Genomic DNA, 20,072 nt, shown 5'->3' on the forward strand with positions numbered 1-20,072 from the left:
CTTCCGGGAGGAGTGGGCGGGTTGACGGTTCGGGTCACTAGGCTAGGGGCGGCAGAGCAGGAACGACGAGGGGTGGCGGCGGACATGGTGGGGACCGAACTGGCCGAGCTGGCGGCCTCGGGGGCGACGGCGCTGGTCGGCGCGGTGGCCACCGACCTGTGGGGGCAGGTGCGGGACCGGGTCGGGCGGCTGCTCACCCGGGGGCGGGAGAGCCGGGTGGAGGCCGCGCGGATCGAACTCGCCTACGCCGAGGTGCTGGACGCCGAGGAGAACGAGCTGCCCGAGGTCCGCGAGAACGTCCGGCAGGACTGGGAACAGCGCCTGCTCACCGTGCTGCGCGAGGACCCGACGGCCGTCGCCGAACTGCGCGCCCTGCTCGACGAGATCGCCCCGCAGGGCGGCGGGTCGCGGATCGAGGTGACCACCATCCACAACGAGATCAGCGCCGACGTGCACGGCATCGCGCTGCAGATCGGCCGGGTGGGCACCAACAACGTGCGGGTCGAGAATCCGGGCGGTCAGCCCTCCTGAGCGTCGAGGGCGGCCAACAGGTCCGGGCCGGACCAGGACGGCGGGGTCGGGGACGACTCGGCGGCCCGGACCAGTTCCAGCAGGCGGCGGTTGGCGGGCGCGGGCAGGCGGTGGCGTTCGGCGAGGGCCAGGATCTCGCCCTGGAGGGAGTCGATCTCGGTGCGGCGGCCACGCTGAAGGTCCTCCCACATCGAGGACCGGGCCTGCGCGTCGACCCGCAGACTGGCCGCCGCGAGCCGGCGGAAGAGCGCGTCCGGCAGGCGCAGGACGGCCGGCATCCACCCCGCCGGCACGGGGGAGAGACGGGCCGGGCGGAGACCCGCCGCCCGCAGTGCGGCCAGGCCCTCGCGCTGACAGCGGGCCAGCACCAACCGGTAGGGGCGGCTGCCGAGTTGTTCGCGCAGCGGGCGGCCGGACAGGGCGTTCACCGCGTTGTTCAGGTTCATCAACAGCTTGGCCGCCTGCACCTGCGGCATGTCGTCGCGCAGTTCCACCGGCAGACCGGCGGCCCGAGCGGCCTCGGCGAACCGCGAGGCGAACTGCTCGGCGGACGCGGCGTGTTCGGGGGAGGTGGGGGAGACGGGGGACTGCCCTGCGGGCGGCTGCTGTGTGGGGAGGAAGTGTGATGCGGCGGGGGGCTGCGTCGCGGGGGTGGGGTTCTGCCCTGCGGGCGGCTGGTCGGCGTCGGTGAGGCGATCGGTGGGGTTCTGCCCTGCGGGTGGCTGGCGGGCGTCGGGGGACTCGGATGCGGCGGGGGGCCGCGTCGCGGGGGCGGGGTTCTGCCCTGCCGGCGGCCATGCGGCGTCGGGGGACTCGGATGCGGCGGGGGGCTGCGTCGCGGAGGTGGGGTTCTGCCCTGCGGGCGGCCGGTCGGCGGGGGACGTCGGCGGGGTGGGGATGCGGGCGAGCATCAGGTGGCCCTGGGTGCCCTGGTGGAAGGCGGCGGGGGCGGTGCGGACGACGTTGTAGGGGACCATGCCGGCCAGGACGCGGTGGGCGGGGAGCGCGTCGGCGAGCAGGCGGGCGTTGTGGAGGCCGTTCTGGAAGCTGATGACGGTGGTGCGGGGGTCCAGGTGTGGGGCGAGGGCGCGGGCCGCGGCGGTGGTGTCGGCGGACTTGACGGTGACCAGGACGTAGTCGGCCCCGGCGGCGGCCGAGGCGTCCGTCGCGGTGGCCGGCCGGGTGTGCAGGCGACGGTCCCCGGGCCCGGTCAACGTCAGGCCGGCGCGGTCGAGTTCGGCCATCGCGGCGGGGCGGCCGACGAGGGTCACGTCGGCGACGGCGGCCAGCGCCCCGCCGAGGCGGCAGCCGATGCTGCCTGCCCCGAACACGGTGATCCGCAGCGGGGGTACGGCACGGTCCTCGGGCACCGGGGGCTCCTTCGTCGACGGGCGGCGGCCCCCGAGGTTACCGTCCGTCAGTTCGAGGTGGGGCCGCCCTTCGGGGTGTAGCGGGCGGCGAGGAGTGCGGCGACGTCGTCGTCGGCGGGGCCACCCGAGTAGCGGCGCAGGTCACGGCGGAGGCTGTCGAGGAGTTTGACGGAGGGTTCGGCGGTCCAGCGGGCGAGGCGTTCGGCGAGCGGGTAGAACTCGCCGTCGCGGTCGCGGGTCTCGGAGACGCCGTCGGTGTACAGCAGCACCCGGTCGCCGGGGCCGAACGGGACGGTGGTGGCGCGGTAGTCGGAGGCGACCAGCGCGGACAGGTTGAGCGGCGGCAGCGGGGTGTCCGGCTCCAGCAGGCGCACGCCGTCGGGCTGGATCAGGACGGGCGACGGGTGGCCGCAGTTGAGCAGGTGGGCCTCGGGGCGGTCGTCGGGGATCTCCAACAGGACGGCGGTGGCGAAGCGTTCGGAGGCGTCCCGCGAGCTGGCCCGCTCGGCGTACCGCTGCAGGCCGGTCTCCAGGCGGCTGGCGAGCGCCGGCAGGTCCTTGCAGTCGTACGCGGCCTCGCGGAACGAGCCGAGCAGCGCCGCCGCCATCTCGACCGCCGGCAGGCCCTTGCCCTGGACGTCGCCGAGGATGATCCGCACCCCGAACGGGGTCCGTACCGCCTCGTACAGGTCGCCGCCGATCTGCGCCTGTTCGGCGGCGGCCCGGTAGTAGAGGGCAAGGTCGACGCCGTTGATGCGGTCCGGCAGCGGGCGCAGCACCACCTGCTGGGCGGTCTGCGCGACCGAGCGGACCAGCGCCAGGTCGTGTTCGCGGCGCACCCGCTGGGCGGCGGTGTAGGCGGCCGCGAAGGTGACGGTGAGAGTGGCGGCGATCACCGAGCCGGCGGACGCGCCGACCTGGCCCTCCCGGATCAGGGCCAGCACCACTTCCGTCAGCATCGCGAGGGCGCCGATCAGCAGCGTCCCGACCGGGCCCCAGCTGGCGGCGGCGAGCGCGGGGGCGGCCACCACGAAGCGGTCGTAGCGCTGGCCGGCGGGGGTCTCGGTGTCGGCGGCCGCCGCCAGGGCGATCAGCAGGAACGGCGACGAAAGGATGATGGTGCTCAGAACCGTGCGGCGCGGCGTCGGATCCGGCATGTCGGTGATCGTGGGCATGACCCGGTGAACGGTACCCGGGCGAGGTCCCCGGGTGTGGGAGGCGCGGGCGGTGCCCGTCCGATGATCGGCGCGGCGCGCCGACGGCGGCTCAATGGTGGCCGCCACCATGCCGTTCGAGCCTGCGGTGGTGCACCGGGCCATGGGCGGCCGTCCGGACCGCGCCGATGATTCACGCCAACCGTGCTCGGCCACCCCCCACCCCGGCATGCGAGCACACAGCGAGAGCGGAGCCCCCACATGGCACGACACACGAGCAGAGCGGGACGGATCGGACGCTGGGCGAAGGCGCTGGTCGCGGGAGCCGTGCTGACCGCCGGCCTGCTGACCGGCGCGCCGCAGGCCTCGGCCGCCGGACTCGGGCAGGTCACCGGCTTCGGCAGCAACCCCGGCAACCTGGCGATGTACAGCTATGTTCCGAGCGGGCTCGCCACCGGCAAGCCGCTGGTGGTGGCGCTGCACGGCTGCACCCAGACCGCGAGCGACTACTACAACAACTCCGGCTGGGCGCAGCTCGCCGATCGTTGGGGCTTCGCCGTGGTCTTCCCGCAGACCGGCGCGACCAACAACGCGCTGTCCTGCTTCTCCTGGTTCGACAGCGCCAAGGACACCCGCGGCAAGGGCGAGGCGCTGTCGGTCAAGCAGATGGTGGACAAGGCGGTCGCGCTGTACGGCAGCGACCCGTCACGGGTGTACGTCACCGGCCTGTCCGCGGGCGCCGGCATGGCCGCCGACCTGCTGGCCGACTACCCGGACGTGTTCGCGGGCGGCTCGATCGCCTCCGGCCTGCCCGCGCAGTGCGCCACCACGCAGGCCGCCGCGTCCGGCTGTCAGAACGCCAACCAGAACCTGGCGCCCGCTCAGTGGGGCGACAAGGTCCGGGCGTCCAGCCCGGGTTGGACCGGGCCGTGGCCGCGGGTGGCGATCTGGCACGGCAGTTCCGACAGCACCGTCGCCCCGGTCAACGCCACCGAACTGCGCGACCAGTGGACCAACGTGTGGGGCATCCCGCAGACCGCCTCCGCCACCCGGTCGCTGCCCGGCAACACCACGCTGAGCGAGTACAACGACGCCTCGGGCAGGCCGGCCGTCCAGCTGTACAGCGTCTCCGGGATGGGCCACGGCCTGCCCGTCAGCCCGGGCAGCGGCACCGCCGACTGCGGCCGGAGCGGCGCCTACTTCCTGAACACCGTCTGCTCGTCGTACTGGACGGGGCTGTTCTGGGGGCTGGACGGCAGCGGCGGCGGCGACAACGGCGGCGGCACCCGGCTGCCCGCGCCGGGCGGGCTGGCCGTCACCGGCACCACCGACACCACGGCCGCGCTGAGTTGGAACGCGGTGGCCGGGGCGGCGTCCTACACCGTGTACCGGGGCGGCGCACAGGTCGGCGCCGCCACCGGCACCGCGTACACCGACAGCGGCCTGAGCGCGGGCACCGGGTACGCGTACACGGTGGCGGCGGTGGACGCCAACGGCGTGGTGGGGACGGCGAGTTCGGCCGTGACGGCGACCACTGCGGGGAGCGTGTTCACGCCCCGGTGCTTCACCGACAACAACTACAACCAGGTCGCCGCAGGCCGCGCCCACCAGAGCGGCGGGTACGCGTACGCCAACGGCTCCAACCAGACCATGGGGCTGTGGAACCTGTTCGTGACTCACACATTGAAGGAGACCTCGGCCGGGTATTTCGTGCTCGCGGACGCCGGTTGCGGTGCGTGAACACTGGCTAACCGGCTCTGACCAGCGATGATGTGGCCCCGTCGGATTTTCGGCGGGGCCCGCCAGAGTGTCAGGGGGGCAACAAGACGTCTGACAGATTGAACGATTGTCGTACGTCACAGTGGCGACCAGACTCGTGCACCTCACACTCGTGCCGAAACCCGATTGCCAAGGTGAAAATGACCGCCATCCCTGTGGCCCCGCCGGAGAACCGGTGGGCAACGCCCAAGCGCGTGAGCCTGGTTCCCCTGGTCGCCCTGATCTTCTTCGGCGTCTCGGGCGGTGCCTACGGAATCGAGCCGCTGTTCTCGACCTCCGGGCCCGGCATGGGCATCCTGCTGATCCTGATCGCCCCGCTGATCTACAGCGTTCCGCACGCCCTGGTGTGCGCCGAGCTCGGCACCGCCATCCCCGTCGAGGGCGGGTACTACCACTGGGTCAAGCGCGGCCTCGGCCGGTTCTGGGCCTTCCAGCAGGGCGTGCTGCAGTGGGTGTGCAGCTTCGTCGACATGGCGCTGTACCCCGTCATGTTCACCTCGTACCTGTCCAGCCTGATCGGGGCCGTCGCGCCCGGCAAGCACGTGCTGTTCGAGATCGGCAGCATCCAGGTCGACCTGAACTGGGCGATCTGCGTCGGCGTCATCGTGGTCTTCACGCTGGTGAACCTGATGGGCGCGGGCTGGGTCGGCGACTCCTCCGTGGTGTTCGCGATCATCTGCCTCACCCCGATGCTGATCCTCACCGCCATCGGCGCCTACCACCTGCTGAGCGACGGCATCAACCCGGTCTCCTCGCTGACCGCCGAACAGGGCCAGTCCACCTGGAACGCCTTCGGCTCCGGCCTGTTCATCGTGATGTGGAACTACTCCGGCTGGGACTCGGTCTCCACCGTGGCCGGCGAGATGGAGAACCCGAAGAAGCACCTGCCCAAGGCGCTGTTCTGGTCCGTCCTGCTGATCATCGTCGGCTACCTGCTGCCCTCGCTGGGCGCCCTCGCGGTCGGCGCGGACGGCGAGAACGGCTGGAAGAGCTGGCAGGACGGCGCGTTCTCCGACATCGCCGGCGAACTCGCCGGCCCGTGGCTCCAGTACACCGTCACCATCGGCGGCCTGTTCGCCTCGGTCGCGATGTTCTCCGCGCTGCTCGCCTCCTACTCCCGGCTGCCCTCCGCGCTCTCGCACGACGGCTACCTGCCCAAGTGGGTCTCCAAGGAGAGCAAGCGCTACAAGATGCCGATCGCGTCGATCATCGGATCGTCCGTCATCTACGCGCTGTTCTGCTTCTCCAGCTTCAGCAACCTGGTGATCTTCGACGTCTTCCTCACCAACATCGGCATCCTGCTGGAGGTCGCCGCCCTGATCGCGCTGCGCATCCGCGAGCCCGAGCTGGAGCGCCCCTACCGGATTCCCGGCGGCTGGTGGAGCATCGGCCTGATCACCTTCTCGCTGACCGCCGTCAGCGTCTGGGCCGCCATCGAGCAGTACAACGAGGAAGGCTCCAGGGCCGTCGTGTACTGCCTGATCGTGGTCGGCGCCTCGCTGCTGCTCTACCCGCTGCTGGCGGCGCGCAAGGCCGCCCGGGAGACCGCCGCCGCCGAGCGCGGCGCGGCCGACCTCGCCGCCGGCGTGCGGGCGTACGGGCTGTCAGGGTCGCAGTGGGACTCGGCACACAGTGACAAGGTCGCGGACGGCGCCGGAACGGATAGCGTCGAGGCATGATCGACAGCTTCGCCCTGCACGTCCCGGACGCAGAGCTGGAACCCGAACCGCTCGACCCCGAGCAGATCGTCTCCGGCACCCCCGAGGTCACCGGAAAGGTGGTCTGGGAGTCCGCCGACGGCCGACAGATCCGCGGCATCTGGCAGATCACCCCCGGGGTGGTCACCGACACCGAGGCCGACGAGATGTTCGTCGTCCTCAGCGGCCGCGCCACCATCGCCTTCGACCACGGCGCCGTCCTGGAGGTCGGCCCCGGCGACCTCACGGTGCTGCGCGAAGGCGACCGCACCACCTGGACCGTCCACGAGACGCTCCGCAAGGTCTACACCATCAACCTCGGCCCGGAGGCGGCCGAGGACGAGGACCGATAACCGCTCACTGCCGCGAGCACCAGCAGAGCCGGCCCGACCGCCCCCACGGACGGGCCGGCCCGAGGCAAGGAACCGAGAACATGGACCCCGTACACGCCCTGCGGGACGCCAAGCCCACCCCGTTCTGGCTGGAGGACCCCGGACGCCCCGAGGCCCGCTCGGCACTCACCGGCGACGTGCGCTGCGACCTGCTGGTCGTCGGCGGAGGCTACAGCGGTCTGTGGACCGCGCTGATCGCCAAGGAACGGGACCCCGGCCGCGACGTGGTCCTGATCGAGGCCCAGGAGATCGCCTGGGCCGCGTCCGGCCGCAACGGCGGCTTCTGCGCCGCCAGCCTCACCCACGGCCTCGGCAACGGCTACGAGCGCTGGCCGAACGAACTCGCCGCGCTCGAACAACTCGGCGCCCGCAACCTCCAGGCCATGGAGGACGCCGTCACCACGCACGGCATCGACTGCGACTGGGAGCGCACCGGCGAACTCGACGTTGCCACCGAACCCCACCAGGTCGAGGAACTCGCCGAGCTGTACGAACTCGCCAAGGAGTACGGCGACTACGAACTCCTCGACGCCGACGCCGTCCGCGCGCAGGTCGACTCGCCGACCTACCTCGGCGCGCTGTGGGACAAGGACGGCGTGGCCATGCTCCACCCGGCCAAGCTCGCCTGGGGCCTCAAGCAGGCCTGCGAGCGCCTCGGCGTCCGCATCTACGAGCACACCAAGGCCACCGACATCGCCGAGTCCGGCTCCGGCATGGCCGTCCGCACCCCCTACGGCCGGGTGTACGCCCGTCAGGTCGCCCTCGGCACCAACGTGTTCCCCTCGCTGGTCAAGCGGATCCGCCCCTACACCGTGCCGGTGTACGACTACGCGATGATGACCGAGCCGCTCAGCGCCGAACAGCTCGCCGCGATCGGCTGGCAGGGCCGGCAGGGCATCGGCGACAGCGCCAACCAGTTCCACTACTACCGGCTGTCCGCCGACAACCGGATCCTGTGGGGCGGCTACGACGCCATCTACCACTACGGGGCCAAGGTCCGCGCCGAGTACGACCACCGGCCGCAGACCTACCAGACCCTCGCCAAGCACTTCTTCCAGACCTTCCCGCAGCTGGAGGGCCTGCGCTTCACCCACGCCTGGGGCGGCGCGATCGACACCTGCACCCGGTTCTCCGCGTTCTTCGACACCGCCTACCGCGGCAAGGTCGCCCTCGCGGCCGGCTTCACCGGGCTCGGCGTCGGCGCGACCCGCTTCGGCGCGGAGGTCATGCTCGACCTGCTCGCCGGAAAGCCCACCGAGCGCACCACGCTGGAGATGGTCCGCCGCAAGCCGCTGCCGTTCCCGCCCGAGCCCGTCCGCTGGGCCGGCATCGGCATCACCAAGTGGTCGCTGGACCGCGCCGACCGCAACGGCGGCAAGCGCAACCTCTGGCTGAAGACCATGGACACCCTGGGCCTCGGCTTCGACAGCTGACACCCCGGACCCGCCGCCGGCCGCTCCCTCCTCCGGGGGCGGCCGGCGGCCGCATGTGCGTCAACCGCCGTCGCCGCAGAGCCGGTTCAGCTGCTGGAGATCCGCGTTCAGATCGGGGATCACCTCGTTCGGGTCGGCCAGCACTATGCCGCTCAGCCGGAAGCTCAACTCCTGGAACCCCTGCGCCAACCGCAGGATCGTCGGCCGCACCGGCGGATCCGCGTCCGTGCCCGCCCGCATCAGCCCCTGGTACGCCAGGTTCGCCGCGTCCGCCTGCGCCGCCCGGGTCGGCCCCGGGTCACGCCGGTACGCCGCCACCGCCGCCGACGCCTGCGAGCACCCGGCGGGCCGCACGGTGGGCAGCGACACCGGACGCGAGGACACCGGCTCGGGCGAGGGGGACGGCGAGGGGGACTGCGAGGGGGACTGCGAGGGGGACGGCGAGGGGGACGGCGAGGGGGACGGGGACGGCTCGGGCCCCGGCGACGGGGTGCTGGTGCGGCTCGGCGGCGGGCTCGGCTCCGGCGTCCACCCGGTGGAGGACGCGGGCGCGGGTGGCGGCGCGTCCGGGGGCAGCAGGTACGCCACCAGCGCCACCAGCGCCGCCGCAACCCCCGCCAGCGCGCCGACCGCCGCCCAGTCCGGCCGCCGCGTTCCCGAACTCCCCGGCGCCGACGGCGTCCCCGGCTCACTCTCCGTCATACCGCCCATCCTGGCGGCCCGGCCCGGCCGCCGTCCATCACTTCGCGGGCGGGACGCTCTCGCCCGCGGCCCGGGCCGCTTCGCGGGCGGCCTGTTCGAGGCGGGCACGGTGGGCGGGCCACCAGTCGGGGGCGACGTCGGGGAGGACCGGGTCGTCGGGGCGCAGGCCGGTGGCGCCGTCGAGGAGTTCGCGGACCACGTCGAGCTGGCCCGCGTGGCGGTGGGTCTCGGCGACCATGTGGAGGAGGATCCGGCCCAGGCCGAGGTGCAGACGCGGAGGCCAGGGGACCTGGCCGAGGGCGTCCAGGGGGAGGGCGTCGATCGTCTCGTCCGCGTGGGCCCAGACGCGGCGGTACTCGGCGACCAGAATCTCGCGGCTCTCGTCCGGGCGGGCCCACAGGTCGGCGTTGGGCTCGTCGGCGGTGCCCGCGACCCACAGGCCCGGGGCGTTCTCGAAGGGGCGGCCGAAGGTCTCGCCGAAGTAGACGGCCTCGGCGCCCGTCAGATGCTTCACCACGCCGAGAAGATTGGTGCCGGACGGGGTCATCGGGCGGCGGACGTCGTACTCGGAGAGGCCTTCGAGCTTCCACAGGACCGCTTCCCGGGCATCCTGCAGATAGAGCTTCAAGTCGCGCTTGTGGTCGTCGAGTTGGTTCGTCATGGGGTGAAGTGTGGCCCAGGACCTGCGAAAACGCGCAGATTTTCCGCGCCCCCGGCGGATAGGCTGCCGCGCATGGCTGTTGATCAGGAACTTGTGGACGCGGCAATCGAGTTGACCCGCCGACGGTTTCCCGGACAGGAGTGGGCCGGGGCGGCGGCGCTGCGCTTGGACGACGGGACGGTGCTGACGAGCACGGCGCCCGAGCCGCCGAACAACGCGGTGCGGCTCTGCCACGAGACCGGGGCGATCTGCGAGGCGTTCAAGCAGGGGCGGCGGGTGGTGGCGTCCGTGTGCGTCACCGCGGCCGACGAGGGACGGGGCCACTGGGTGCTCGCGCCGTGCGGGGTCTGCCAGGAGCGGCTGTTCGCGTACGGGCCGGACGTCGAGGTCGGGGTGCCGGTCCCGGAGGACCCGACGCGGTGGCGGACGCTGCGCCTGAGGGACGTCCAACCGCACTGGTTCGCGCGAGTGTTCCCCGACGAGACGTGGCCGTACGAGGAGTAGCGGCCTCAGTCGGTGATGGCGAAGACGAGCAGGCCCTCCAGGGGCTCGGGGACCACCTCGACGCCGTCGACCACCGCCCGGGACGGGCCGCGGCGCATCCACGCCACCATCTGCTCCACCGGGCCGTCGTCGCCCTCGAAGACGGCCTCCACCCGCCCGTCCGGCAGGTTGCGCACCCAGCCGACCACGCCCGCGTCCGCCGCCGCGCGCCGGCAGGAGTCGCGGAAGAAGACGCCCTGCACCGTGCCCGAGACCAGTACCCGCCGCCGGATCACCCGCGCCCACCTCGCCCCGCTCGCCACTGCCACTGCCCGCAAGGTATATCGCAGGCGGGACGGCGCGGGGCGGTAGGCACGACCGTCAGTCGGCGACCGCCGCGGCCCGCGGGACGGCCGCGGCGGGCCCACGGTCGTCGATCGAGCGGCTGAACGGACGCCAGGCGAAGGCCGTCAGCGCCGCCATCACCACCGCCGAGAACCAGAACGGACCGGTCAGGCCGAACGCACGGGCCAGCGGGCCGCCGATCAGCGCGCCGAGAGCCGAACCGCCCACCGCCAGCGCCATGAAGACGCTCATCACCCGGCCGTACAGCTCACTCGGCACCGCCCGCTGCACCAGCGTCCGGTCCACGCCCATCCACACCGCGCCGTGCACGCCGAACATCGCCAGCACCGCGCCCGCCACCCACGCCGAATCCGCCAACGCCAGGCCGACATGCGTCAGCGTCTCCAGCACCAGGCCCACCCGCAGCAGCACCGAGGACGAGAACCGGGCCTGAAGACGCGGCGCCACCGCCGCGCCCACCAGGCCGCCCACCGCGCCCGACGACATCAGCACGCCGTAGCCGAAACCCGACAGGCCCAGGTGCTCACGGGCGTACAGCACCATGACGGAGAACCCGGCGATCAGCGTCACGTTCATCAGGCACAGCGCCAGCGTCAGCGTCCGCACCGCCGGCTGCCCCCACAGCCAGCGCGCCCCCTCGGTGAACTGACGGCGCATCGGCGGCCGGGCCGCGGTCCGGGGCTCCGGCTCGTCGCGCGGCAGCAGGCGCAGCGTCGACAGCAGGGCGGCCGCGCCGGCGAAACTCGCCGCATCGACGGCCATCGGCAGCCCGGCCGCCACCCCGAACAGGGCCGCGCCCAGCGGCGGGCCGCACAGCTTGTTGAGCACCGAATACGCGCCGAAGATACGGGAGTTGGCGCTCGGCAGCTGCTCGGACGGCACGACGGCGGGCACCAGCGCGGAGGACGCGTTGTCGCCGAGCGCGGCGCAACTGCCCAGCAGCAGGCCGATCGCGTAGATCAGCGGCAGCGAGGCCGCGCCCGCGAAGACCGCCAGCGCCAGCACCGCCGTCAGCGCGGCCCGGGCCGCGTTCATCGCCACCGTCAGCCGCCGCCGGTCCACCCGGTCCACCAGCACCCCGCTGACGGGGGCCAGCACCAGCCACGGCAGCTGCTGGACGAACACCGACAGGCCGACCAGCACCGGATCCCTGGTCAGCGACGTCACCAGCAGCGGCGCCGCCGCCGCGACGATCCCGTCCCCGAGCGTCGACACCGCCGAAGCCGACCACAGCACCCCGAACGCCCGACCCAGCCCACCGGACCGTTTCATCTTGTTCCGCCCCACGCCGCACCGGTTTTTCGCAAAGCCCCGACGTTAGCCACCGGGTGGTGCTGCCCGCACCCGATTTACCGCCCGGACGGGCAGCGGTGGTCGGCACGACGAAGCCCCGGGACCGTCCTGGCGAGGTCCCGGGGCTTCGTCGTGCTCGGTCAGCGTGCTCGGTCAGTGCGTGGCGGCGGGCTCGGGGAGCCGTCGCGACAGGTTCATCTCCTCGACGGTGGCGACCAGCGGGGCCAGCTCGGGGTTCTTGGCGGCCTCGTCCAGTGCCTCCCGGAGGGCGGCCTCGTTGGTCGGCCTGGCCGCTTCCAGCAGCTCAAGGCCGGGCCCGGTCACGTCGGTGTAGATGCCGCGGCGGTCGGTCGCGCAGAGGTAGCGCGAGAGCAGGCCGCGGTCCTCCAGGCGCGTGACGAGGCGGGTGGTGGCGCTCTGGCTGAGCACCACCGCGTCGGCGACCTGCTTCATCTGCAGGTGCCCGCCCTCGCCGTCGTGCTGGCGGCTGAGCACGTCGAGCAGCGAGTACTCGCGGACGCTGAGGTCGTGCTCGGCCTGGAGGGTGCGCTCGATGTGCGCCTCGATCCGGCCGGCCAGGAGGTGGAGGGCGGCCCAGCCGTTGGCGAGGGCGGTCAGCGCGGGGTCCGTGGCAGTCATGGGCGCGGCTCTCCTTCCAGGTGCATGCCCCCAGGGTAAGCCCCTCCACGTATTACCGGCCATCGCCCACCATTGGCGATGGGCGAATGCCCGCATTTGCGTGTTGCCCGCGTCTGCAACTATTGTCGGAGCATGTAAGGCGCAACAGCAATCGTATGGAGGGCGGCACACCATGCCTCTCGCGCTCCTGGCCCTGGCCATCGGGGCCTTCGGGATCGGCACCACCGAGTTCGTGGTCATGGGCCTGCTGCCCGAGATCGCCGGCGACTACGGGGTGTCCATCCCGTCCGCCGGACTCCTGGTCACCGGCTACGCGATCGGCGTCGTCATCGGCGCCCCGCTGATGACGGTGCTCGGCACCCGAATCAGCCGCAAGAAGATGCTCATGATCCTGATGGGCCTGTTCGTGGTGGGGAACCTGCTCTCCGCCGTCGCGCCGACCATGGGCGTGATGCTCGCCGGCCGCATCGTGGCCTCGCTGGCCCACGGCGCGTTCTTCGGCATCGGGTCGGTGGTCGCCGCCGAACTGGTGGCCCCCGAGAAGAAGGCCGGCGCCATCGCCACGATGTTCACCGGCCTCACCATCGCCAACATCGTCGGCGTTCCGCTGGGCACCTTCATCGGCCAGGCCGTCGGCTGGCGGGTCACCTTCGCCGTCGTCGCCGGGCTCGGCGTGGTCGGACTGCTCGGCATCGCCAAGCTCGTCCCCGCCCTGCCCCGCCCCGAAGGCGCCCACCTGCGCCGCGAGCTCAAGGCGTTCCGCAACCCCCAGGTCCTGCTCGCCATGGCGATGACCGTCCTCGGCTTCGGCGGCGTGTTCGCGGCGATCACCTACATCGCCCCGATGATGACCAACGTCGCCGGGTACTCCGACGGGGCCGTCACCTGGCTGCTGGTCCTGTTCGGCGTCGGGATGTTCCTCGGCAACCTGCTCGGCGGCCGGTTCGCCGACCGCAAGCTGATGCCGATGCTCTACACCTCCCTCGGCGGACTCGCCGTCGTCCTGGCCCTGTTCACCCTCACCGCCCACAACAAGATCCTCGCCGCGGTGACCGTCATGCTCGTCGGGGCGCTCGGCTTCGCCACCGTCCCGCCGCTCCAGAAGCGGGTCCTCGACCAGGCGCACGGTGCGCCGACGCTGGCCTCGGCCGTCAACATCGGAGCATTCAACCTGGGCAACGCGCTCGCCGCGTGGCTCGGCGGCCAGGTCATCGCCGCGGGTCTCGGCTACACCGCCCCGAACTGGGTCGGCGCGCTGCTCGCCGGGGCCGCCCTCCTGCTCGCCGTTTGGTCCGCCGTCCTGGAGCGCCGCACCCCCGTACCGGAGGGCGCCGTGACCGCCGCCCCCGTCCCCGTCCACCACTGACCGACCCTCTCCCGTTCCTTCCAGGAGAAAGCACCGCCATGAGCACCACCCTCACCCCGCTGACCACCGTCGACGCCGAGACCCTGGTCGCCGCCGCCCGCACCGCCGCCGAGGCGGTCGGGGTCGCGGTCGGCGTCACCGTCCTGGACGCGGGCGGCCACCTGCCGGCCTTCCGCCGCGACGACCGGGCCGTGCTGATCTCCGGCGAGACCAGCACCCGCAAGGCCTGCGCCGCGCTCCAGCTGAACGCCCCGACCGCCGACCTGGTCGACCTCGTCAAGCCGGACGGCCCGTTCCACAGCCTGACCACCGCGCTCGACCGGCCGCTGCTGTTCATCGCCGGCGGCGTCCCGGTGCACCGCGACGGCAAGCTCGTCGGCGTCGGCGGCGGCGCCCCCGCACAGGACCACTCCTTCGCCGCCGCCGCGCTGACGGCACTCGGCTGACGGCACTCGACCGGTGACCGCCCGCACCCCGCAGGAGGTCTTCGCCGAACACGGCCGGCGCCTCGCCACCGGCGACCTCGACCTGATCGCCGGGAGCTACGCCGAGGACGCCGTCCTCATCACCCCCGAGGGCGCGTTCCGCGGCCACGCCGGGGTCCGGCGGGTCCGCGGCCGCCTCCTGGCCGATCTCCCGGACGCCGACCGGCAGTTGGACCCGCAGTTCGCCGACGACCTGCTGTTCCTCCGGTGGAGCGCCGCCACCGCCACCCGGCAGGCGACCGACGGAGTCGACACCTTCATCTTCCGCGCCGGCCCGATCCGCGCCCAGACCCTCAACTACACCCTCACCGAAAGGGCTTGATCCCATGACCGTCCCCACCGTCACCCTCAACAACGGCGTCGAGATGCCGCAGCTCGGCTTCGGCGTCTTCCAGGTCCCGGACGAGGAGACCACCGCCGCCGTCGCCACCGCCCTGGAGTCCGGCTACCGCAGCATCGACACCGCCGCGATCTACGGCAACGAGCGCGGCGTCGGCAAGGCGCTGGCCGCGTCCGGGCTGCCGCGCGAGGAACTGTTCGTCACCACCAAGCTGTGGAACGCCGACCAGGGCTACGACGCCACGCTGCGGGCCTTCGACGCCGGCCTCGACAAGCTCGGCCTGGAGACCGTCGACCTGTACCTGATCCACTGGCCCACCCCGGCCCGCGACCTGTACCTCGACTCCTGGCGGGCCGTCGAGCGCCTCGCCGCCGACGGCCGGATCCGTGCCGCGGGCGTCTCCAACTTCCAGCCCGCGCACCTGACCCGGCTGATCGAGAACGGCGGCCTGGTGCCCGCCGTCAACCAGGTCGAGCTGCACCCGGGCCTCCAGCAGGCCGAGCTGCGAAAGTTCCACGCCGCGCACGGCATCGCCACCGAGGCCTGGAGCCCGCTCGCCCAGGGCGCCGTGCTGGGCGACCCGGCGATCACCGCGATCGCCGAGCGCACCGGCAAGTCCCCCGCCCAGGTGGTGCTGCGCTGGCACCTCCAGCTCGGCAACCTGGTGATCCCGAAGTCCGTCACACCGGCCCGGATCCGGCAGAACCTCGACGTCTTCGACTTCACCCTCACCGACGACGAGATGACCGCCATCGCCGCCACCGACCGAGGCCTGCGCACCGGCCCGAACCCGGACGAGTTCAACGCCGCCTGACCGCCCCTCCTCCTGCAAGCCCGGGTGCGCCCCACGCGCCCGGGCTGACGGCGTCGCGGTCGCGGCCGATGCGGGCCGCCGGGTCGGGGCGCCTGGCGAACTCGGCGTCGGTGGCGGCCTGTTCGCGCTCCAGGTCGGCGAAGGCGGCGGCCACGGCGGACTGCTCGGGCGGCACGCCCTCGAAGTCGCCGTCCGGGTCGCCGTACAGCTTCGCGGCCGGCTCGCCCGGCAGCGACCGGATCTGGAACGAGGGCCTGCCCGACGACATCCCCGCCGTCGACGGGCACCGGCTGCTGGTGCTGGACCACCCGGCGTACCCGCACAGTTGGAACGCCGAGCGGTTCTTCCCGAGGCTCCCCGGCCGGGCCGAACTCGGCCGCGTGCTGCCCACCGACGAGGCCCGCGCCCGGTTCGCCCGTACCTGGTTCGCCGGGACCGCCATCGGGAGGGCACCGACACCGCGAGGACACCCGTCCGTCGCCGGACCGCCATCCGGACGGACCGGCGGGGGAGGCGGACGGGGCCGGTAGGATCGGTTAGCACTGACAACGTTGACATTCCGTCGGTGCCGCTGCCCAGCCACCCCGCCGACCCCCGTTGTGGAGCACCCCCATGCCCTTGGCGCTCGTCGCCCTCGCCATCACCGCGTTCGCCATCGGCACCACCGAGTTCGCGGCCATGGGACTGCTCCCGCAGATCGCGGACAGCCTCGACGTGTCCATCCCGCACGCCGGCTGGCTGATCTCCATGTACGCGATCGGCGTGGTGATCGGCGCCCCGCTGCTCACCGTCGGCGCCGCCCGACTGCCCCGCAAGACCGTCCTGGTCGGCCTGGCCGCGCTGTTCACCGCCGGCAACCTGCTGTGCGCGGTCGCCCCGAACTTCGGCTTCCTCGCCGCCGCCCGGCTGATCGCCGGACTCCCGCACGGCGCGTTCTTCGGCGCGGGCGCCGTCGCCGCCGCCGAACTCGTCGCCCCCCATCTGCGGGCCCGCGCCGTCTCGGTGATGTTCTCCGGCCTCACCGTCGCCAACATCCTCGGCGTCCCTGTCGCCACCCTGCTCGGGCAGCACCTCGGCTGGCGCGCCGCGATGCTCGTCGTGGTCGTGATCGGCCTGCTCGGCGCACTCGCCATCGCCCGCCTCGTCCCGCAGCTGCCCACCCACCCCGGCGGCGGAGTGCGCAACGAACTCGCCGCGTTCGGCAACCGGCAGCTCTGGTACGCGCTGGCCACCGTGGTGTTCGGCTGCGCCGGGCTGTTCGCCTGCTACAGCTACATCACCCCCGTCCTCACCGAGGTCGCCGGCTTCGCCGACTCCTCCGTCACCGTGATCCTCGCGCTGTTCGGCGTCGGCATGACCATCGGCAACGCCATCGGCGGGTACGCGGCCGACCGGGCGCTGCGGCCGTCGCTGTGCGCCTCGTTCCTCGCGATGTCCGGCGCGCTCGCGCTGTTCGCGGTCACCTCGCACGCCCGGTGGTCGGCCGCCCTGACGGTGGTGCTGATCGGCATGGCCGGGTTCGCGACCGTGCCCACCGTGCAGACGCTGGTGATCCAGAAGGCCCGCTCGGCGCCCACGCTGGCGTCCGCGACGGTGCAGGGCGCGTTCAACCTGGCCAACGCGCAGGGCGCGTTCTACGGCGGGCTGGCGCTCTCCTTCGGCTTCGGGTGGACCTCGCCCACGCTGGTCGGCGCGGGGCTGGCGTTCATCGGCTTCCTGATCGCGGCCGGGGCGTGGGCGGCGGACCGGAAGGCGCCGGTCGCGGTGGCGGACCGGGCGGTGGCGGGTGAGGCGATGGCGGGTGAGCCGGTGGCGGGTGAGCCGGTGGCGGACGAGTCGGCGGTGGCGGCACACTGACGGGTCCTCATGCGGGGACCGGGCTGACGGTATGATCACCGGATTTTCCGCGTCGGCGTGACGGGTCGCGCGGAACACCCTCCCGAGGAGCCCTCGATGCCCAGCACCGAAGCAGCCCCCGCCCCGGGCCGGACCGCCCCGGCCAGGACCGACGCAGGCCGGATCGGCGTCATGCTGCCCCGCGACCTGCCGGTCAACGACCTCCACCCCTACGCGCGCCGGGCCGAGGAGTTGGGCTTCGACGAACTCTGGGTGGTCGAGGACCTCGGCTGGCGAGGCGGCATCGCCCAGGCCGCGACCCTCCTCGCCGTGACCGAACGGATCACCGTCGGCATCGGCATCCTGCCCGCCGGCGCCCGCAACGTCTGCTTCGCCGCGATGGAACTCGCCACCCTCGCCCAACTCCACCCCGGCCGCCTGACCGTCGGCATCGGCCACGGCATGCCCGGCTGGATGCGCGACGCCGGCGCCTGGCCGGCCAGCCCGCTGACGCTGCTCAAGGAGTACACCACCGCGCTGCGCACCCTGCTGCGCGGCGAACCCGGCCCCGCGAACGGACGCTACGTGCAGTGCGAGGGCGTGCGGCTGACGGAGCTTCCGGAGGTCGTCCCGCCGGTGATCCTCGGCGTGCGCGGCCCCAAGTCGCAGGCCGCGGCCGGCGAGGTCGCCGACGGGCTGCTGCTGGCCGAACCCGCCGCCCCCGCGTACATCGAGGCCTCCCGCCGCCACCTGCGCCCGGACGCCACGGTCGTCACCTACGACGTCGCGGCGGTCGACGCGGACGAGGCCACCGCCCTCGACCGGGTCCGGGCCGGCCTGGCCGCGATCGGCGAACCCGACTGGGCCGCCCACATCGACCCCCTGCCGTTCGCCGCCGAACTCCGCGCCCACCGCGCGGCCTGCGCCGACGGCGCGGAGTTCGCCCGCACCCTGCCCGCCGAGCAGGTCCGCGCCCTCGCCGTCGTCGGCACCCCCGACCAGGCCCGCGCCGCCGTCGCCGCCCGCCACGCCGCCGGGGCCACCACCGTCGTCCTCACCCCGGCCGGCCCCGACGCGCTGGGCTCGCTGGAGTCCCTGGCCCGCGCGCTGCCGACCGGGCCGCCCGGCGTCTCCTGACCCGGCCTCCGACAGGGGAGCCCGGTGCTGCGGGCGCTGGGCTACTGGGCCTCGCCGCAGACGCCCGAACTGCCGGACGCGGCACGGCTGGTGGACGAGACCTGGGACGGGGAGGAACGGTCCCGGGTCGCCGCCCACCTCGACCGGGGCCGGCCGATCCGCCAGTACATGGGTGCCTCCCGCTGCCGCCGGTGCGGCCGCTCCAACGGCAACGCCGACCTGACCGACGGCCGGTACGTCTGGCCCGGCGGCTCGCCCACTACGTCACCGAGCACGCCGTCCGGCTCCCCGCCGAGTTCGTCAGCCGCGCCGTCCGCCGCCTCGACGACCTCGAACAGGCCGAGGCCGACATGGCGTGGTGGAACCGGGCCGGCCGACGGAACGGATGACCGGCGCCCCGCGGCGGAGGTCGCCGGCCTGCGCGGTGCGCCGGGCGTCGGGGCACCGCGCAGGCCCGGTCGGCGGGCAGGGTCGGGTCAGGCGGAGGCGACGTACGGGGTCGTCCCGATCTCGAACGCGGCCGGCTCGTGCCAGGAGGCCAGGCCGAGCAGCCGGCTGCCGAGTTCGGTGAGCCGCGCCGTCGGGTAGCGCCTGGACTCGGGCAGGACCGGGTCGCCCACCAGGGTGCGGTTCCAGCGCGGGGTGTGCAGGTGCCGCCAGGAGTCGACGCGGGACCTGCGCAGCCGTTCGTGCTCCTCCAGCGCGGGCATCATCGACAGGTACTGCACGGCCCGCACGCCCTGCTCGGACAGGTTGCGGGCGACGCCGTGCGCCAGCAGGCCGTTCCAGATCAGCAGGTCGCCGGGGTGCAAGTCCGGTCGGACGACCGGGAGTTCGGCGCGGTCGACGACGGGCCGGACGGGGTTGCGGCCGGCCGGCTGGGCGAGCTTCCACGGCTCGAAGCGCCGGAACAGCTCGGGGCTGCAGTGGAAGCCGCCGGTCTCCGGCGCGGAGTCGTTGAGGGCGACGATGCCCTGCACGCGCTGCGGCGGAACGCCCAGGGAGGTGTCGATGTCCCAGTGCAGCTCGACGTCGGCGCCCCGGTCGGCGGGGTCGATCAGCGCCCGGTCGCGGCTGCCGCGATTGGGCGGGTTCAGGTTGAGCCGGTCCAGGGTGACCCACAGTTCCTCGCAGTCCCAGACGTCGACGAACGCGTCGTAGACCCGCAGGTTCTGCCGGCTGTCCCACAGCAGTTGGTGGTGGTACGCCTCGACGAAGCCGTAGACGTGCAACTGCTGGTCGAGTTCGGAGCGGAACGGCCGGTCGACGAACCAGCTGTCCGGGTCGTGCGGGTCCAGCCCCTGGAACTCGAAGGCGAAGTCGAGCATCCGGCGGGCGTGTTCGGCCGGCACCGCCTCGCGGACGATCACGTAGCCGTAGGTCTGCCAGTGCGCGAAGTCCTCCTCGGACAGCACGCGCAGCGGCCGGGACTTGGCCAGTTCGCGCAGGGTGTGCTGGGCGAGGTACGACTCGCCGTCGGTGCTGAAGTACGGGCGGTCGCTCGCGGCCCGGAACAGGTGGGCGCGGCGGGACGGTACGGACATGGGAGCCCCTCCAGGGAGCAGGCGGAACGAGAGCGCCCGCGCGAGACGAG

22 protein-coding genes are annotated in these 20,072 nt (G+C 73.2%); 13 read left to right on the top strand and 9 right to left on the bottom strand.

From position 1 onward, the window contains the following. Nucleotides 1-84 precede the first annotated feature (84 nt). Nucleotides 85-531, top strand: a complete 447-nt coding sequence (locus AMK19_RS31970; protein ID WP_073818772.1) for a hypothetical protein — start codon at nt 85-87, stop codon at nt 529-531. Here the strand turns inward: AMK19_RS31970 and AMK19_RS37750 are convergent. Further along, complete coding sequence (locus tag AMK19_RS37750) at nt 519-1,901, bottom strand: 2-dehydropantoate 2-reductase N-terminal domain-containing protein (protein WP_241844689.1); 1,383 nt, start codon at nt 1,899-1,901, stop codon at nt 519-521. The two genes, AMK19_RS31970 and AMK19_RS37750, sit on opposite strands and share 13 nt — an antisense overlap. Nucleotides 1,902-1,948: 47 nt before the next feature. Further along, nucleotides 1,949-3,076, bottom strand: a complete 1,128-nt coding sequence (locus AMK19_RS31985; RefSeq protein WP_073818691.1) for a PP2C family protein-serine/threonine phosphatase — start codon at nt 3,074-3,076, stop codon at nt 1,949-1,951. Between the two features lie 240 nt (nt 3,077-3,316). On the opposite strand from AMK19_RS31985, the gene AMK19_RS31990 reads away from it, so the two are divergent. The 4 genes from AMK19_RS31990 (at nt 3,317) to AMK19_RS32005 (ending at nt 8,356) form a co-directional block, all read left to right on the top strand. After that, nucleotides 3,317-4,795, top strand: a complete 1,479-nt coding sequence (locus AMK19_RS31990; protein ID WP_073818693.1) for an extracellular catalytic domain type 1 short-chain-length polyhydroxyalkanoate depolymerase — start codon at nt 3,317-3,319, stop codon at nt 4,793-4,795. Nucleotides 4,796-5,028: 233 nt separating this feature from the next. Next, entirely contained in the window at nt 5,029-6,513 is a 1,485-nt protein-coding gene (locus AMK19_RS31995; protein ID WP_073818695.1) for an APC family permease, read from the top strand. Next, nucleotides 6,510-6,884, top strand: coding sequence for a cupin domain-containing protein (locus tag AMK19_RS32000; RefSeq protein WP_073818697.1), 375 nt, complete (start codon nt 6,510-6,512; stop codon nt 6,882-6,884). The genes AMK19_RS31995 and AMK19_RS32000 overlap by 4 nt, the downstream gene beginning before the upstream one ends. Nucleotides 6,885-6,964: 80 nt before the next feature. Beyond that, entirely contained in the window at nt 6,965-8,356 is a 1,392-nt protein-coding gene (locus AMK19_RS32005) for an NAD(P)/FAD-dependent oxidoreductase (protein WP_073818699.1), read from the top strand. A gap of 60 nt (nt 8,357-8,416) precedes the next feature. On the opposite strand, the gene AMK19_RS32010 is transcribed toward AMK19_RS32005, so the two are convergent. Together AMK19_RS32010 and AMK19_RS32015 are read right to left on the bottom strand one after the other, a co-directional pair. Next, nucleotides 8,417-9,058, bottom strand: a complete 642-nt coding sequence (locus tag AMK19_RS32010) for a hypothetical protein (protein WP_073818701.1) — start codon at nt 9,056-9,058, stop codon at nt 8,417-8,419. 37 nt (nt 9,059-9,095) lie between these two features. Then, complete coding sequence (locus tag AMK19_RS32015) at nt 9,096-9,719, bottom strand: DinB family protein (RefSeq protein ID WP_073818703.1); 624 nt, start codon at nt 9,717-9,719, stop codon at nt 9,096-9,098. A gap of 72 nt (nt 9,720-9,791) precedes the next feature. Here AMK19_RS32015 and AMK19_RS32020 point away from each other — a divergent pair, with 72 nt between their 5' ends. After that, a complete protein-coding gene (locus tag AMK19_RS32020) occupies nt 9,792-10,223 on the top strand; it encodes a cytidine deaminase (RefSeq protein WP_073818705.1) in 432 nt (143 codons plus the stop codon). A gap of 5 nt (nt 10,224-10,228) precedes the next feature. On the opposite strand, the gene AMK19_RS32025 is transcribed toward AMK19_RS32020, so the two are convergent. From AMK19_RS32025 to AMK19_RS32035, 3 genes are all read right to left on the bottom strand, one after another. Then, nucleotides 10,229-10,498: an acylphosphatase gene (locus AMK19_RS32025; protein WP_198953510.1), complete on the bottom strand. Its 270-nt coding sequence runs from the start codon at nt 10,496-10,498 to the stop codon at nt 10,229-10,231. An 85-nt stretch (nt 10,499-10,583) separates the two neighbouring features. After that, nucleotides 10,584-11,840 (bottom strand): MFS transporter, encoded by a 1,257-nt coding sequence (locus AMK19_RS32030; RefSeq protein WP_073818707.1) that lies wholly within the window; start codon nt 11,838-11,840, stop codon nt 10,584-10,586. A gap of 174 nt (nt 11,841-12,014) precedes the next feature. Then, nucleotides 12,015-12,500, bottom strand: a complete 486-nt coding sequence (locus AMK19_RS32035; protein ID WP_073818709.1) for a MarR family winged helix-turn-helix transcriptional regulator — start codon at nt 12,498-12,500, stop codon at nt 12,015-12,017. A 172-nt stretch (nt 12,501-12,672) separates the two neighbouring features. On the opposite strand from AMK19_RS32035, the gene AMK19_RS32040 reads away from it, so the two are divergent. The 4 genes from AMK19_RS32040 to AMK19_RS32055 are packed head-to-tail and all read left to right on the top strand — an operon-like array spanning nt 12,673 to nt 15,505. Continuing rightward, nucleotides 12,673-13,866, top strand: a complete 1,194-nt coding sequence (locus tag AMK19_RS32040; RefSeq protein WP_073818711.1) for an MFS transporter — start codon at nt 12,673-12,675, stop codon at nt 13,864-13,866. A 38-nt stretch (nt 13,867-13,904) separates the two neighbouring features. Continuing rightward, nucleotides 13,905-14,312, top strand: a complete 408-nt coding sequence (locus AMK19_RS32045) for a GlcG/HbpS family heme-binding protein (protein WP_073818713.1) — start codon at nt 13,905-13,907, stop codon at nt 14,310-14,312. Nucleotides 14,313-14,325: 13 nt separating this feature from the next. Next, nucleotides 14,326-14,673, top strand: coding sequence for a nuclear transport factor 2 family protein (locus AMK19_RS32050; RefSeq protein WP_073818715.1), 348 nt, complete (start codon nt 14,326-14,328; stop codon nt 14,671-14,673). Nucleotides 14,674-14,677: 4 nt separating this feature from the next. Further along, the gene (locus AMK19_RS32055; protein WP_073818717.1) at nt 14,678-15,505 is read left to right on the top strand and encodes an aldo/keto reductase; all 828 of its coding nucleotides are present in this window, start codon (nt 14,678-14,680) and stop codon (nt 15,503-15,505) included. On the opposite strand, the gene AMK19_RS36280 is transcribed toward AMK19_RS32055, so the two are convergent. Next, entirely contained in the window at nt 15,492-15,773 is a 282-nt protein-coding gene (locus tag AMK19_RS36280) for a hypothetical protein (RefSeq protein WP_073818719.1), read from the bottom strand. The genes AMK19_RS32055 and AMK19_RS36280 overlap by 14 nt on opposite strands. Nucleotides 15,774-16,117: 344 nt before the next feature. On the opposite strand from AMK19_RS36280, the gene AMK19_RS32065 reads away from it, so the two are divergent. From AMK19_RS32065 to AMK19_RS32075, 3 genes are all read left to right on the top strand, one after another. After that, on the top strand, nt 16,118-17,362 hold the full coding sequence (locus AMK19_RS32065) for an MFS transporter (protein WP_073818721.1): 1,245 nt from the start codon (nt 16,118-16,120) through the stop codon (nt 17,360-17,362). Nucleotides 17,363-17,458: 96 nt separating this feature from the next. Beyond that, the gene (locus AMK19_RS32070) at nt 17,459-18,478 is read left to right on the top strand and encodes an LLM class flavin-dependent oxidoreductase (protein WP_073818723.1); all 1,020 of its coding nucleotides are present in this window, start codon (nt 17,459-17,461) and stop codon (nt 18,476-18,478) included. 191 nt (nt 18,479-18,669) lie between these two features. Further along, nucleotides 18,670-18,867 carry a hypothetical protein gene (locus tag AMK19_RS32075; RefSeq protein WP_073818725.1) on the top strand — a complete coding sequence of 66 codons (198 nt, stop codon included), beginning with the start codon at nt 18,670-18,672 and terminating at the stop codon, nt 18,865-18,867. 87 nt (nt 18,868-18,954) lie between these two features. Here AMK19_RS32075 and AMK19_RS32080 read toward each other — a convergent pair whose 3' ends face one another. Then, on the bottom strand, nt 18,955-20,022 hold the full coding sequence (locus AMK19_RS32080; RefSeq protein ID WP_073818726.1) for a phytanoyl-CoA dioxygenase family protein: 1,068 nt from the start codon (nt 20,020-20,022) through the stop codon (nt 18,955-18,957). Nucleotides 20,023-20,072: the final 50 nt, after the last annotated feature.

Origin of the sequence: Kitasatospora sp. CB01950 (assembly GCF_001905465.1) — a bacterium.
Classification (GTDB): domain Bacteria; phylum Actinomycetota; class Actinomycetes; order Streptomycetales; family Streptomycetaceae; genus Kitasatospora.

Coding starts and splice junctions, on each gene's coding strand:
- AMK19_RS31970 (WP_073818772.1), top strand. CDS start 85: ATGGTGGGGACCGAACTGGCCGAGCTGGCGGCCTCGGGGGCGACGGCG.
- AMK19_RS31985 (WP_073818691.1), bottom strand. CDS start 3,076: ATGCCCACGATCACCGACATGCCGGATCCGACGCCGCGCCGCACGGTT.
- AMK19_RS31990 (WP_073818693.1), top strand. CDS start 3,317: ATGGCACGACACACGAGCAGAGCGGGACGGATCGGACGCTGGGCGAAG.
- AMK19_RS32000 (WP_073818697.1), top strand. CDS start 6,510: ATGATCGACAGCTTCGCCCTGCACGTCCCGGACGCAGAGCTGGAACCC.
- AMK19_RS32005 (WP_073818699.1), top strand. CDS start 6,965: ATGGACCCCGTACACGCCCTGCGGGACGCCAAGCCCACCCCGTTCTGG.
- AMK19_RS32010 (WP_073818701.1), bottom strand. CDS start 9,058: ATGACGGAGAGTGAGCCGGGGACGCCGTCGGCGCCGGGGAGTTCGGGA.
- AMK19_RS32015 (WP_073818703.1), bottom strand. CDS start 9,719: ATGACGAACCAACTCGACGACCACAAGCGCGACTTGAAGCTCTATCTG.
- AMK19_RS32020 (WP_073818705.1), top strand. CDS start 9,792: ATGGCTGTTGATCAGGAACTTGTGGACGCGGCAATCGAGTTGACCCGC.
- AMK19_RS32030 (WP_073818707.1), bottom strand. CDS start 11,840: ATGAAACGGTCCGGTGGGCTGGGTCGGGCGTTCGGGGTGCTGTGGTCG.
- AMK19_RS32035 (WP_073818709.1), bottom strand. CDS start 12,500: ATGACTGCCACGGACCCCGCGCTGACCGCCCTCGCCAACGGCTGGGCC.
- AMK19_RS32040 (WP_073818711.1), top strand. CDS start 12,673: ATGCCTCTCGCGCTCCTGGCCCTGGCCATCGGGGCCTTCGGGATCGGC.
- AMK19_RS32045 (WP_073818713.1), top strand. CDS start 13,905: ATGAGCACCACCCTCACCCCGCTGACCACCGTCGACGCCGAGACCCTG.
- AMK19_RS32055 (WP_073818717.1), top strand. CDS start 14,678: ATGACCGTCCCCACCGTCACCCTCAACAACGGCGTCGAGATGCCGCAG.
- AMK19_RS36280 (WP_073818719.1), bottom strand. CDS start 15,773: ATGTCGTCGGGCAGGCCCTCGTTCCAGATCCGGTCGCTGCCGGGCGAG.
- AMK19_RS32065 (WP_073818721.1), top strand. CDS start 16,118: ATGCCCTTGGCGCTCGTCGCCCTCGCCATCACCGCGTTCGCCATCGGC.
- AMK19_RS32070 (WP_073818723.1), top strand. CDS start 17,459: ATGCCCAGCACCGAAGCAGCCCCCGCCCCGGGCCGGACCGCCCCGGCC.
- AMK19_RS32080 (WP_073818726.1), bottom strand. CDS start 20,022: ATGTCCGTACCGTCCCGCCGCGCCCACCTGTTCCGGGCCGCGAGCGAC.